At 45.1% G+C, this 12,604-nt stretch carries 11 protein-coding genes; 1 reads left to right on the top strand and 10 read right to left on the bottom strand.

From position 1 onward, the window contains the following. The first annotated feature begins 230 nt into the window (after positions 1 to 230). On the top strand, positions 231 to 662 hold the full coding sequence (locus SporoP33_RS05980) for an NUDIX hydrolase (RefSeq protein WP_081242875.1): 432 nt from the start codon (positions 231 to 233) through the stop codon (positions 660 to 662). Positions 663 to 777: 115 nt separating this feature from the next. Here the strand turns inward: SporoP33_RS05980 and SporoP33_RS05985 are convergent, their stop codons facing one another. The 10 genes from SporoP33_RS05985 to SporoP33_RS06030 form a co-directional block, all read right to left on the bottom strand. Then, on the bottom strand, positions 778 to 1,701 hold the full coding sequence (locus SporoP33_RS05985) for a diacylglycerol kinase (RefSeq protein ID WP_081242876.1): 924 nt from the start codon (positions 1,699 to 1,701) through the stop codon (positions 778 to 780). 75 nt (positions 1,702 to 1,776) lie between these two features. After that, positions 1,777 to 2,346, bottom strand: a complete 570-nt coding sequence (locus SporoP33_RS05990; protein WP_081242877.1) for a thioredoxin family protein — start codon at positions 2,344 to 2,346, stop codon at positions 1,777 to 1,779. A 99-nt stretch (positions 2,347 to 2,445) separates the two neighbouring features. Continuing rightward, positions 2,446 to 3,876: an Asp-tRNA(Asn)/Glu-tRNA(Gln) amidotransferase subunit GatB gene (gene gatB, locus SporoP33_RS05995; protein WP_081242878.1), complete on the bottom strand. Its 1,431-nt coding sequence runs from the start codon at positions 3,874 to 3,876 to the stop codon at positions 2,446 to 2,448. A 2-nt stretch (positions 3,877 to 3,878) separates the two neighbouring features. After that, positions 3,879 to 5,342, bottom strand: coding sequence for an Asp-tRNA(Asn)/Glu-tRNA(Gln) amidotransferase subunit GatA (gatA, locus tag SporoP33_RS06000; protein WP_081242879.1), 1,464 nt, complete (start codon positions 5,340 to 5,342; stop codon positions 3,879 to 3,881). A gap of 57 nt (positions 5,343 to 5,399) precedes the next feature. Beyond that, complete coding sequence (gatC, locus tag SporoP33_RS06005) at positions 5,400 to 5,687, bottom strand: Asp-tRNA(Asn)/Glu-tRNA(Gln) amidotransferase subunit GatC (protein WP_081242880.1); 288 nt, start codon at positions 5,685 to 5,687, stop codon at positions 5,400 to 5,402. An 86-nt stretch (positions 5,688 to 5,773) separates the two neighbouring features. After that, positions 5,774 to 6,907 (bottom strand): CamS family sex pheromone protein, encoded by a 1,134-nt coding sequence (locus SporoP33_RS06010; RefSeq protein ID WP_081242881.1) that lies wholly within the window; start codon positions 6,905 to 6,907, stop codon positions 5,774 to 5,776. Then, a complete protein-coding gene (ligA, locus tag SporoP33_RS06015; protein WP_081242882.1) occupies positions 6,891 to 8,918 on the bottom strand; it encodes an NAD-dependent DNA ligase LigA in 2,028 nt (675 codons plus the stop codon). The genes SporoP33_RS06010 and ligA overlap by 17 nt, the downstream gene beginning before the upstream one ends. A 27-nt stretch (positions 8,919 to 8,945) precedes the next feature. Then, positions 8,946 to 11,180, bottom strand: a complete 2,235-nt coding sequence (pcrA, locus tag SporoP33_RS06020) for a DNA helicase PcrA (RefSeq protein WP_081242883.1) — start codon at positions 11,178 to 11,180, stop codon at positions 8,946 to 8,948. Between the two features lie 44 nt (positions 11,181 to 11,224). Beyond that, positions 11,225 to 11,923, bottom strand: a complete 699-nt coding sequence (locus tag SporoP33_RS06025; protein WP_081242884.1) for a heptaprenylglyceryl phosphate synthase — start codon at positions 11,921 to 11,923, stop codon at positions 11,225 to 11,227. A gap of 340 nt (positions 11,924 to 12,263) precedes the next feature. Beyond that, positions 12,264 to 12,584, bottom strand: a complete 321-nt coding sequence (locus tag SporoP33_RS06030; RefSeq protein WP_081242885.1) for a YerC/YecD family TrpR-related protein — start codon at positions 12,582 to 12,584, stop codon at positions 12,264 to 12,266. Between the last annotated feature and the right edge of the window lie 20 nt (positions 12,585 to 12,604).

A 12,604-nucleotide genomic window follows, 5' to 3' on the forward strand; every position in this document is an offset into this window, starting at 1 on the left:
GCCACATCAGGCGTCTTTCCTGTCTTTTATACATGCATCCTCACTTCCTTAGCCAGTCCTTTTTCATGTTTTCCCCTAAAATCACTTTTCATAACCTATTTGTTGAAATTTAGACGAATAAGCATGACCACAGTTCATATAATTGTTATATACTAATTGATTAACTCATTTTACTTGCAAATTGAGTAAATTCACAGTATAATGGGTTAACTAATGAGAGGTGAAATATATTGAAAAGGGTAAAAAGAAAAGTATTAGCGTACATCACAAAAGGTGAAGGCAGACACCGGAAACTGCTGGTTTACGAACAAAAAGATCATCCTGAAGCAGGTTTACAAGTTCCAGGGGGTACCATCGAACGCAATGAACTATTATTGGATGCATTATATCGTGAGATTGAAGAGGAATCCGGTATCGTGCGTGATGAACTCATACTAGAAGGTAAAGTAAAGGCTTCAAAGTTCTTCCCGGAAGACAAAAATGTGATTTATGAACGTACTATTTTCCATTTTTCCTATGTAGGAGAAGAGCGGAACGAATGGGAATATAACGTCGAAGGTGAAGGTAAAGACGCAGGTCTATTATTCAGCTACCGTTGGATGCCGTTGCACGAAGTGCCAAAGCTAGCTGCTAAACAAGGAGAAGCGATTGAATATATCTGATATGGACCTGATGCAATGCGCATTACATCGTTCACACCCAATTAATTTTGCACAATAAAAGACTATTCCACCCGAATGCTACATCTTCGCTTGGAATAGTCTTTTTGCTTGTTTTTTATTTAGTCGGTTTCACTTGATCTTGCAGCCGCAGCTTATGCAGAGGCACAAACATTTCAATATGCTGGTACAAGTTCTGGAAAGTCGCCGGCAGCCTGCCTCCGTACTCTCCATCCAGATTTAATTGCACTTCGTCATGTGAAGTCACAACGATCTTCTCTGCTTTGGCAGAAACGACAAGCGGATCATCCAAATGTTCTCCTCTTGAAGCCAGCGTGACGACACGAATAAACTCCGCGATATTACACTTTTTCAATATAAGCAATGTGAAATAGCCGTCATTGATGCTGGAATCAGGCGCTAATTTCTCAAATCCTCCGACCGAGTTGGTCAATCCGATCAAAAACATCATCGCTTCTTCATCAAACACTTTGCCGTCATACTCGATACGAAGATGACTCGAATGTATGGAAGGCAGCATTTCAATGCCTTTCAAATAGTAAGCCAATTGGCCAATTACGGTTTTCAGACGGCTTGGCACTTCATATGTCAATTCCGTCATTCGGCCGCCGCCTGCGATATTGATAAAATAACGGTCATTCATCATACCGACATCGACTGGCGTTGTTTTTCCCTGACAAATAATATCTACAGCTTCATCAATTTCTCTTGGAATTCTTAGAGCTCTGGCAAAATCATTCGTTGTTCCCATGGGAATTAAGCCGATTTTCGGACGTTTCTCAGAATGCCCGACACCCGCTACTACTTCATTAAGCGTCCCGTCACCGCCAGCTGCAATAATCACATCGAATCCTCTGCGGACAGCTTCTCGCGCGGCAACTGAAGCATCGCCTTCACATGTAGTGGCATGAGCTGAAGTTTCATAGCCGGCTTTCTCTAGTTTCTCGAGGACTTCTGCCAAATGCTTACGGAATACTTCTCTTCCTGCAGTAGGATTATAAATGATCCGTGCACGTTTCATACACTTTCCCCTCGATCCTTTCGCGTCTGATTTTCTTCAGACCTTTACCATTATAATATGGTTTCCTCATTATATTTACTTCACTTGCTGTAAAACGGGCAGCCATGCAGAACGTATATCTTCATAGACAGCCAGCCAGTTGGCAGGTTTTGCGGTATATTCCGACATCAGCTGCGAATAAAATGCTTTTTGCTTTTCTTCAAAATCAGGCGATTCTTCAGCGGGCAGCTTGGAACGTCCTTCCATTACATACTTCTGCAGGATCGGCGCACGGGGACCCCACTTCTCTATTGCCTCACCGGCTGAATTCAGCAACAGATAAATTGGAATGGACCGTCCGCCATTCGTCAAATACTGATCCATCAATTCCGGATTCTGATCCCGCAATACAGCACGCACTTCGATATTTGCCGCTTCCCCAATCCGGCGCAGAATTGGGTTATTCAGCATTGCATCGCCGCACCAATCTTCTGTAATTACTAAGACATGGGGTTGCTTTTCCTTCAGCAATTCAATAAATTCATCGTCTTGCGGCACCTCAAACTCATTATAGATCAAAAAACTATTTTCTTTTTGTGATTCCATATTGTCCATATACGTTTGAAGTGATACCGCTTCTTCAAAATATTGTTGTTCTGTTTTCAATACAATCCCCTCCTGTTCAGCATAGAAGTTCATAAGGAAAAAACGTCCAGGTTCGGACTGGTTTGTCTCCCCTGGAACGTTTATCAAATAGTTGACAGATTAGCGTTTCTTTATTTCTTCCATCAATAATTTATTGACGAGAGGCGGGTTTGCCTGTCCTTTTGTTGCTTTCATGACTTGTCCCACTAAGAAGCCAACTGCACGGTCTTTACCATTTTTAAAGTCTTCGATTGATTGTTCATTCGCATCAAGGATCTCTGTAATGATCGTGCGAAGTGTGCCTTCGTCAGAAATTTGAACGAGTCCCTTTTCCTTCACGATATCAGCAGGATTTCCGCCTTTTTTCGCAAGGTCGACAAATACTTTTTTAGCAATTTTAGAAGAGATTGTACCGTCCGTAATTAATTTTACAAGCTGCGCCAGATTTTCAGGTGTCAGCGGCGTGTCATGCAGTTCTTTAGACTCTGCATTTAAATACGCGGATACATCGCCCATCAGCCAGTTTGAAGCGAGCTTCGGCTCTGCTCCGGCTTTTACTGTTGCATCAAAGAAATCAGACATTTCTTTAGTTAATGTCAATACGTGTGCATCGTATTCTGGAAGATCCAATTCCGATACATAACGCGCTTTACGTGCGTCCGGCAATTCAGGGATTTCCGCGCGCACACGGTCGACCCACTCTTGATCGATATGCACTTCCGGAAGGTCCGGGTCATTGATGAAACGATAGTCATTCGCACTGCCTTTAATACGCATTAATACTGTATCTCCGGTTGCTTCATCATAACGGCGTGTTTCCTGCTGGATCGTTCCGCCTGACAGCAAGATTTTTTCCTGACGCGCTACTTCATTTGCAATACCGCGGCGGATAAAGTTGAAGGAGTTCAGGTTTTTCAATTCTGTTTTCGTGCCGAATTTCTCTTGGCCGAATGGACGCAATGAAATGTTGGCATCACAGCGAAGTGAACCTTCTTCCATCCGGACATCAGATACACCTGTATACTGGATGATCGCTTTCAGCTTTTCTAGGAAAGCGTAGGCTTCTTCCGGTGAACGCACATCTGCTTCTGTTACAATTTCAATTAGCGGTGTTCCTTGACGGTTCAAGTCGACTAATGAGTAGCCGTTTTCTGTATGTGTCAGTTTACCCGCATCTTCTTCCAAGTGAACACGTTCAATACGGATTTTTTTCTTTTTGCCGTCCACTTCAATTTCAATCCAGCCGTTAGATCCTACGGGGCGCTTGTCCTGTGAAATCTGATAGGCTTTTGGATTATCCGGATAGAAGTAGTGCTTACGGTCAAAGTTCATGATTGGCGCGATATCACAGTTTAATGCCATCGACGCTTTCATTCCGAACTCGACTGCTTTTTTATTTAATGTAGGCAAGACACCCGGATAGGCGATGTCTGTCACATGAATATTTTTATTTGGCTCTGCACCGAAATGAGCGGGTGCGGGAGACATGATTTTAGTGTCTGTCTTTAACTCTACGTGGATCTCTAGTCCGACAATGGTTTCAAAGTTCATGATTAGTTCCCCTCCTGAATCGATGGAGTGCGCTTGTGGAAGTCCGTTGCTTGCTCATAGGCATGCGCCACTTTATACAGTGTTTCTTCATCAAAATGCTTACCCATGATCTGCATTCCAACCGGCAGGCCGTTAACGAATCCGCATGGTACAGAAAGCGCCGGACGTCCTGTCAGGTTTGCAGGTACAGCCAATACATCGTTTGCATAATGAACGAGCTGGTCTCCGCCTGTTTCACCCAGTTTAAATGCTGTCGTTGCCGCAGTTGGCCCGATAACTACATCATAGTTTTCAAATACAGAATCGAAATCCTGCGCGATCAATGTGCGTGTCTTTTGTGCACGCACGTACAGATCTTCGTGATGGTCCGCACTCATCGCGTACGTACCGAAAATAATGCGTTTTTTCACTTCATCGCCGAATCCTTCCTGACGTGTACGGAAATATGCCTGCTCCAGGCTTTCTGCATTCTCCGTATGATAGCCGTAACGCAATCCGTCGAAACGGGACAGATTGGATTGTGCTTCCGAAGAAGATAGTACGTAATACGTAGTTGGCGCATACTGAATATGCGGCAGTTCCACTTCTTCACAAACAGCTCCAAGTGATTCCAGCACACGAATTGCTTCTTTTACAGATGCTGCGACGTCTGCATCGACACCTTCACCCAAATAAGGCTTTGGAACCGCCACTTTTAAACCTTTAATATCGCCTGTAAGAGCCGCTGTGTAGTCAGGGACAGCTTTCGCTGAAGATGAACTGTCATTGTCATCTTCACCTGCAATGACGCTAAGCAATAATGCATTATCTTCAACTGTGCGTGACAGCGTACCAATTTGATCGAGTGACGATCCGAATGCAGTCAAACCGAAACGGGACACACGACCATATGTAGGTTTCATGCCGACAATTCCACAAAATGCAGCTGGCTGACGAACGGATCCTCCTGTATCTGAACCAAGTGAAAGAGGGACTTCTCCCGCTGCAACTGCTGCTGCAGATCCGCCTGATGAACCGCCCGGCACGTACTCTGTATTCCATGGGTTCAATGTGTTGCCGAAGTACGAAGTTTCAGTAGTGGAACCCATTGCGAACTCGTCCATGTTAAGTTTTCCCATGTTGACTGCGCCAGCCGCTTCTAATTTATCCATTACCGTGGCATTGTACACCGGCACGAAATTCTCCAGCATTTTACTTGCACATGTTGTCGCCATATCTTTTGTTACAATATTATCTTTGATTCCGATCGGTACACCGAACAGTTGTCCCCGTGTGTCTGCTGCTTCTTGATCAAGCTGTTCTGCACGATTCGCTGCCTCTTCTTTGGCAACATGAATAAACGCATGAATTTTTTCTTCCTGCTGTTCGATCGTATTCAATGTAGCTTCTGTTACTTCTTTGACCGTAACTTCCCCTTTTGATAAAAGCGCTTGAAGTTCTGCGGCTGTTTTGCTTGTTAACGTCATCACTTTTCCTCCTACTGTCATTGTGCCGTGAATGTGATTCTATACTGCATATTCCGATTACAGGATATCTGGTACTTTGATCAATCCATCTTCCTGATCTTCTGCACTAGCCAGCATTACTTCACGATCCAAGATATCTTTTGGCTCATCTTCACGTAAGACGTTAATCATAGGAACCGGATGAGTCATTGGTTCGACACCCGTGATATCTACTTCTTTCAAATCACTGACACTTTCAATCAAATCTGCTATTTTCGCAGAGAAATTTTCTTTATCTTCCTCGGAGAGGCCAATACGGACGAAATCCGCAAAATACTTGACGTCTTCTTTTGAAAATGTTGTCATACATCGTTCCTCCTCAATTTGCAATCGTACAATTAATCATACCATTTAATCAGTTTCTTGAAAAGTTCGTGCTGCTGCCTCAGATATCAATATCCATACACATGGACAAACGGTTCTTTTCTTTCATTGTCATTCACAATCAGTACTTCAGGTCCATTCACTGAAGTGACACTTACTTCAATCGGAATGTCTTTAAAGTGCGTTTTTACTAATGAAGTCAAATATTGCGAGAAACCTATCAGTTCCGTCTTTCCGAAAAACTGTATAGGAATTTCCACATGCAAGGAATTCAATTTCTGATCTTTATAGAATGCCGTTCCGATTACGTTCACAAAACTTGGGAAGTAATCATCAATGTCTTGCTTAAAGTTTTTAAAAGTCGTATTCAAATCTCTGTAATTTCCGGTCGACGAAGAGGCCGGAAGCAATACGTACTGCTCGTCCACTTCTTTCCAGCCCGTGAATTCACTTTTTCCTTTTGCAGCAAATGAGGTCGCAAAATAGGTGCCCGGTACGATATCATTACGGCTTTCCTGCTTAAAAAGCCCGACTGCAATAGGAATATCAGCAAGCTCCGGTTTACTGCGCAGCCGGCTCAAAATAATATCTGCCATTTTCTTTCCTTTTTCTTCAATCGTCCGATCATCGATTTTCCGTTCACCGCCAGCACGCGGGTAATAGATGGAATTCATCGCAAGACCGATGGACATACCCGCCAATTTGACTTTTTTATCGTCTGTCAGCTGCAGATAGTTCTGTTCTACGATGTGCGCCAAATAGATCGGTGCTTCGTCTGCAATTTGTGCAGGTGTCATATCTTCAGTTATTGAAGGGTTTAACCCCGCCTCAAAGTTTGATTTCCTGGAAATCCATTGCTTTGCTGTATCCCGGTCGATGTACTGGCCTTCCTGATATAAATAATCTTTCGGGTCAAAATACAAAGTGGAAAGACGAAGTAAACCTTCTTCGGTTTCCTGGATATCGTATTTTGTATTTAAATTATTGACGACAAGCCCTCTGCTTGCACTTTTTTTGAATGGTACAGGCGTCCGGTAATATTCTTTTTTGATTTGAGTTTCAGGAATCAGCACCATTTCCTGGTCACTTTCTTCTGTTTCCTGAAGTACTTTTTCTGAGTCATCATTAGGTGCTGGGACACATCCTGTCAGCAAAGCAGCTGACAGGATGCCCGAAGCAAGCCATTTAGTCGTTCTTCTCATTCGTATCCACTCCAAGGGCTTCAAGCATGGCTTGTTCATCCCAAATTTCAATCTCTAATTCTTTGGCTTTCGTCAGCTTCGAGCCTGCATCCTCACCGGCAATAACCAGATCTGTTTTCTTGCTGACACTGCCGCTGACTGTTCCGCCAAGCGATTCTATCTGTTCTTTCGCTTCTCCGCGAGTTAACGCAGTGAGCTTCCCTGTCAGTACAATTGTCTTGCCTGCAAACGGCCCAGTAGTCGGTAACTCCTCCCGGGCAGCACCTTTATAGACAGTATTCACCCCGTATGAGCGGAGTTTGTTCATGACGTCCTGCACTTCTTCCGTGCTGAAATAGGTCGTGACCGCATCTGCTACGATTGCACCGATTTCAAAAATGTTTACAAGATCTTCATCGGTTGCTTGTTCCAGTGCTTCAAGTGTCCGATATTCTTCTGCAAGGATTCTTGCAACTTTTTCGCCCACATGACGGATTCCCAGTCCGAACAGGAGTTTTTCCAGTGAATTCTCTTTGGATGTATCAATAGCGGCTAAAATATTGGTTGCGGATTTCTCGCCAATTCGTTCCAGCCCCAGCAGTTCTTCTTTAGTCAATGTATACAGATCAGATACATCTTGTACAAGATCAGCTTCATACAATTGTTCGACAAGTTTTTCGCCGACTCCGTCAATATTCATCGCTCTTCTGGAAACAAAGTGAATCAGCGCTTCCTTCATTTGAGCAGGACATTTGGGATTCACACAACGCAATGCCACTTCTCCCTCGATCCGTACGAGCTCCGAATCGCATTCAGGACAAGCTTCCGGCATATGGAAAGGTTCTTCTTCACCCGTCCGCTGCTCTATCAGCGGCATCACAACTTCAGGAATAATGTCACCCGCTTTTCGCAGTACGACATGATCGCCGATTCGTATATCCTTTTCCCGTATTAAATCCTCATTATGCAAAGATGCCCGTCCAACTGTCGTACCCGCAACGCGCACCGGCTCAAGAATCGCAGTCGGTGTGACGACTCCTGTTCGCCCTACACTTAACTCGATATCAAGCAGTTTAGTCTGCACTTCCTCTGCCGGGAACTTATAGGCAATCGCCCACTTAGGGCTTTTCGCTGTATAGCCGAGCTGTTCCTGTGACTCGAAATTATCTACTTTAATGACGATCCCATCGATTTCATAATCGAGGGACTGTCTGTTTTTTGTCCAGTATTCCACGTACTCCAGCACTTCTTCAATGGTTGCACAGCGCTTGCGCTCTTTATTTGTCGTCAGACCCAGTTCATCCACTTTGTTGAGTGCTTCAGAATGACTGTCCAGCCCATATACTTCCGCATCTCCGCCAACAGCATAAATGAACACGGCAAGATTGCGGCTCGCAGCAACTTGGGAATCGAGCTGCCGGAGTGAACCCGCGGCCGCGTTCCGAGGGTTCGCGAACGGCACTTCACCTGCTTCATCCCGGTCTTCGTTGAGCGTAACAAATGACTGTTTCGGCATATAAGCTTCTCCGCGCACTTCAATTGTCAGCGGTTCGTTCAGTTTCAGCGGCACCGTTCGAATGGTTTTCAAGTTCGCAGTAATATCTTCACCAACTGCACCGTCCCCACGTGTGGCCCCCTGCACTAGCCGGCCTTCTTCGTACTGCAAAGAAACGGCAAGTCCGTCGATTTTTAATTCACATACATATACCGCGCTGCCAGCTGCTTCTTTCACCCGTCTGTCAAAGTCCCGCAAATCTTCTTCGTTAAATGCATTCGCCAGGCTAAGCATAGGGTGACGATGAACGACTTTACTAAATACCTCAAGCGGCGCCCCGCCCACGCGCTGTGTCGGAGAGTCAGGATATATTAGATCAGGATGTGCTTCTTCTATAGCCAGAAGCTCCTGCATTTTTTCATCATATTCTGAATCGGGAACGATCGGGGCATCCAAATCATAGTAGGCATGTCCGTATTCACGCAGAATTTTATGGAGTTCTGCCACTCGCTTCTCCAGTTCCAGAACATCATCCATCGGTTTTCCACACTCCTTAGAGACGCTTTATTCTTTTTCAATCGGTGCAAATTTAGCCAGCAGCCGTTTAATGCCGACCGGATTCGGAAAGGCAATGTCCAGCTCCATATCATCCGCACTGCCCTTGACACTTACTACTGTGCCGGTTCCCCATATCTTATGGGAAGCTTTGTCGCCTGGTTTCCACTGCATTTTCTCTCCGCCAGATTCATTATAAGCAGGACGCTTAACTGCTGGACGTCTTGCTTTTGGTTTTGGCGCTTGAGCAAATGGTACGCTCATACCGTTGCCGTCTGCGAGCAGTTCTGTCAGTTCTTCTGAAATTTCATTTAGGAAACGGGACGGTGAATTGAAGTTCGACTTACCAAACAGCATACGGTAGCCTGCGCAAGTCAAGTACAGGCGCTGTTCCGCACGTGTAATTGCAACATAGGCCAATCTGCGCTCTTCTTCCATTTCTTCCGGATCAGCAAGCGCCCGAATATGCGGGAATATATTTTCTTCCATGCCGATAACAAAGACGACCGGGAATTCAAGACCTTTAGCTGCGTGCATCGTCATTAGGACGATCTTTTCAGCAGAAGAGTTCTCTTCATTATCCAGCGCATCAATATCCGCGACCAGTGCAAGATCTGTCAGGAATGCAATGAGTGTAGGCTCTTCGTCTTCTTCCTCTGCCCGCTTTTCGAATGCTTCTGTCACCGATAAAAATTCCTCGATATTTTCAAGACGGCTTTCTGCTTCGATCGATTTTTCATTTTCCAGCATATCGCGGTAACCCGATTTTTCAATAACTTCTTTTACCAATTCCGTGACAGATAAAAATTCCTGCATCTGGGAAAATCCGTCGATGAGTTCACGGAATTTCACTGCTTCTGTCAGCGCTTTTTTCGGCAAGCCCATGAAATCGACTTCCTGCAATGAATCGAATATCGAACGGTCATTTTGCAATGCAAAAGTTGCCATTCGTTCAAATGATGTGGCCCCAATGCTGCGTTTTGGTTCATTGATAATTCGGGCAAACGCAAGATCATCGTCATTATTGGCAATTAGCCGTAAATAGGCCAGCAGATCTTTAATCTCTTTTCGGTCATAGAACTTCGTGCCGCCAACAATTGTATAATCCAGATTTGATTTCAGTAAATATTCTTCAATGAGACGGGATTGCGCGTTGGTACGATACAGTATCGCAAATTGATCGAGCGTTAATCCCAGTTCTTCTTTTAATTCAATTATTTGCTGAACGACGAATTGTGACTCATCTTTTTCATCGCGCGCTTTATAAATAGAAATTAATTCGCCTTCCGGATTTTCTGTGCGTAATTTCTTGTCATAGCGGCTTTTATTATTAGTGATGACTTCATTTGCCGCCTGTAAAATCCGCTTCGTGGAACGGTAATTCTGCTCCAGTAAAATGACATTCGCTTCTTTGTAATCTTTCTCAAAGGACAGGATATTGCCGATGTCCGCTCCACGCCAGCGGTAGATGGACTGATCGGAGTCACCTACTACACAGATGTTACGGAACTTCGATGCCAGCATCTTGACGAGACGATACTGCGCATTATTTGTATCCTGGTATTCATCGACGTGAATATACTGAAATTTATTTTGATAAAATTCCAGTACTTCCGGAACGCGTTCAAACAGCACGATCGTCATCATAATCAGATCATCGAAATCCATTGACTGATTTTGACGCAGTTTTTTCGTGTAGCGCTCATAAATATCCGCCACTGTCCGTTCATGCGGATTTTGAGGGTTGGCATTTTTCCGGAATTCCGCCGCGTCAATACATTCGTTTTTTGCATTGCTGATGATGCCGAGCATCGCACGCGGGTCATTTTGTTTCGGGTCAAGGTTCAGTTCTTTCAAAACACGTTTCATCGCAGTCAGCTGATCGGCACTGTCTAAAATAGTAAAGTTTTTGGATAAGCCGATACGGTCAACTTCTCTGCGAAGTATCCGTACACACATGGAGTGAAATGTCGAAACCCACATACGTTCTCCTGAGCCTGCCCCAAGCAATCCGTCGATTCGGTCGCGCATCTCACGTGCTGCTTTGTTGGTAAAAGTAAGCGCCAGTATATTGGAAGGGTACACTTGTTTTTCCACTACTAAGTAAGCAATTCGGTGTGTCAATACACGGGTCTTTCCTGAACCTGCACCCGCCATTATGAGCAATGGCCCTTCTGTTGTCTTAACGGCACGTGCCTGTTCGGGATTCATGCCTTTCAGTAAATCCTCTGATAGTTTATTCATATTAGTACCGCCTTTTAGGAACATTTGTTCTAATTATATACTACTCACACAGATAAAGGAACAGATTTCACAGCACTGACTGTCGCTAACGCGGCTTTCAAATCATCGTATATAATATTCCCAACTATGACTGTGTCCGCTATGGCTGCCATTTCTTTTGCTTGTTCGGCTGATCGGATTCCGCCGCCATAAAAGAGCCGCGTATTGTTCAGTAATTCTTTCGCTGCCTTTACAAGCTGCGGATCACCGTATTTTCCGCTGTATTCCATATAAAATACGGGCAGTGAAAATAAATGTTCTGCCATGCGGGCATAAGCCTGTACATCCTCTTCATCCGGAACAGTGTTTACTCCCGTAAGCTTTGCCGCTGTGCAGCCGGGATTCAGTATGCAATAGCCTTCTGTCACAATTTCATCAAAGTTCATCATATGACCGTATTCACGAAGGGCTTCGTGATGCAGGCCATTCAGCCATTTCGAGTCAGTTGTATTTAAAATTGTCGGGATAAAGTAGTAGTCAAATCCGGGTGTGACAGATTCCACGGTTGATACTTCAAGAGCAAGAGGGACAGAAAAACGGCGAAAACGCGCAAGCAGATCCAGAACGTTTTCTAATGTGACACCGTCTGATCCGCCAATAATAATTCCGTCCGTGCCGGATTCCGCTACTGCCTCCAGGTCGTCATCCGACAGTTTTTTGGCAGGGTCGATTTTAAATGCATGCCGCCATGTTTTATAATCCATTTTTATGTCCACCTTCTTTTATTGTATTGGTTGTATGTTCGTTTTGTTGTAATGCAGAGCGCTGGACAGCCCCTCGGGACACTTCTGTCTGTCATCGGCAGGCAAAGGGCGCCTGCGGATGGCAGACTTCCAGTGCCTGCCGGGGCTGAACAGCCGTCTCTGCTTTTGTTTACATCCAGCTCCGACGGCTAGCCCCTCGGGACACTTCTGTCTGTCATCGGCAGGCAAAGTGCGCCTGCAGATGGCAGACCTCCAGTGCCTGCCGGGGCTGGACAGCCGTCTGCGCTTTTGTTTAGTATACCAAAAAAACCGGTGGGGGTTGTGTCCCTGGCCGGTTCTGTTATTTGTTTTTTGTTTGGTTGTTTTGTAGTTCCGGGTAGAGGCGGTCCAGCATGAGGTTGTAGCCTCCGGATCCGTAGTCTACGCAGCGGCGGATGCGGGAGATGGTGGCTGTGCTGGCGCCAGTTTCTTGCTGGATGCTGTCGTACGTTTTTTTCAGCCGCAGTTTATAGGCGACGTCCAAGCGCTGTGCAAGTGACTGGACTTCACTCATCGTGCAGATGTCGTCAAAGAACTTGTAGCACTCTTCCACATCTTTTAGCTCCAGAATTGCTTTAAACAGCTGATCTATTTGTTCACCGCGCAGTTTGTCTATTTGCATGTATTCGCCCTCTCTCTATG

The sequence above is a fragment of the Sporosarcina sp. P33 genome, assembly GCF_002077155.1.
Taxonomy (GTDB): domain Bacteria; phylum Bacillota; class Bacilli; order Bacillales_A; family Planococcaceae; genus Sporosarcina.